Raw genomic sequence first — 1,372 nt, forward strand, 5'->3', positions numbered from 1 at the left:
AGACAAAGCCCCTGTTGGGCACGGCGCGCTATAGGCCGTCGGCTTGATCGCCAGCTCCGCAGTGTGCGTCTTTGCCCAACCTACGGATCCGGCACAGGGATAAAGTACACAGCACAAAGGGTCATAGATCCCTGGCGAGACGAATACCGAGGAAGTTGAGCGCAACATCGGTCGGGAGCCTGTAACGGTCCGCCGACCGGAGGCTCCTTGGGTGGGTGTTCCAGCCACCGCCGCGAGTCACACGCCGGCCACAGTCGCCGCCGTTCTCCTGACCCCAGGCGCTGCCGTCGGATGGGGCGCCCTGGTAGCTCCCGTGCCAGCAATCCTGGGTCCATTCCCGGACATTGCCGGCGGTCTCATGGAGCCCCCAGGGATTGGCCGGCAGACTGCCGGCCGGGACCGTCTGCCCCCGGTCGACCCTGGTCTTGGCCTCGCAGTTGTTGTAATCAGAGTCGCCGTCGTAGTTGGCCTGGTCGGTGTGGATGCAGTCGCCGGTCCAGAAGGGGGTCCGGGTACCGGCCCGGGCGGCATATTCCCACTCGGCCTCGGTAGGCAGGCGATAGCGCTCGCCGGTCTGATCACTCAACCAGGCCGCATATGCCGTAGCGTCTTCCCAAGAGACATTAATCACCGGCCGCTGGCCCCGTCCCCAGTCCTCATCGTTCGGCTTCTTACGCTCCCTGGCCACAGCGAAGCGGTCGTATTCGGCAAAAGTAACCTCGGTACGGCCCATGGCGAAGGGACGCAGCGTCACCTCATGGACCGGTCCCTCGTTATCACTGCGCTCAGGCTCGGTGGTGGGGGAGCCCATTTGGAAGCTGCCGCCGGGGATAACCACCATCGCCGGTCCCTGGGAGCCGTCTTTGAGGGTATCGTGGAAGACAGTCAGGGGTTTGTTTTGCTCCAGGACGGACAAGATGATACCCCCAACCAACGTCCCGATTACAGCCAACCCGGCCACGCCACTCCGCCATCGGAACGAGACTGGTTGCTTTAGGATCGGTGCCGGGTCCGATGATGGAGATGGATCGGGCGGCGACGAGGATGGACTGCCGGCTTTGGAAATGTCTACCGGCGGCTCTTGAGAAGCGTGGGGTATAGGTCCTGGGTCCGGCGGTGGAGACGGATCAGACGGCGGCAAGGGTGCACTGCCGGCTTTGGAGATATCCGCCGACAGATCTTGAGGAGGGGTTAGTACAGGCCTTGGTTCCGGCGCTGGAGGCCGGTCGGGCGTCGAGGGCGGGCCGGCGATCCTGGCAATATCCGCCAGTAGGTCCCGAAATGCAGTGGCATCCCGAGTGCCTGTCCAGCCCACTAAGCTGCGAGTATTGATATTAGAGTTGTTCCCGATGTGAGTCTTTAAAAATCAATC

The 1,372-nt window shown here is 62.8% G+C and carries 1 protein-coding gene; it reads right to left on the reverse strand.

Annotated elements, in window-relative coordinates:
- Positions 1 to 121: 121 nt before the first annotated feature.
- The gene (locus tag E1958_RS19490; RefSeq protein ID WP_243725311.1) at positions 122 to 961 is read right to left on the reverse strand and encodes a formylglycine-generating enzyme family protein; all 840 of its coding nucleotides are present in this window, start codon (positions 959 to 961) and stop codon (positions 122 to 124) included.
- Positions 962 to 1,372 lie beyond the last annotated feature (411 nt).

This window comes from Candidatus Thiosymbion oneisti (genome assembly GCF_004359955.1).
In the GTDB taxonomy this organism is placed as follows: domain Bacteria; phylum Pseudomonadota; class Gammaproteobacteria; order Chromatiales; family Chromatiaceae; genus Thiosymbion; species Thiosymbion oneisti.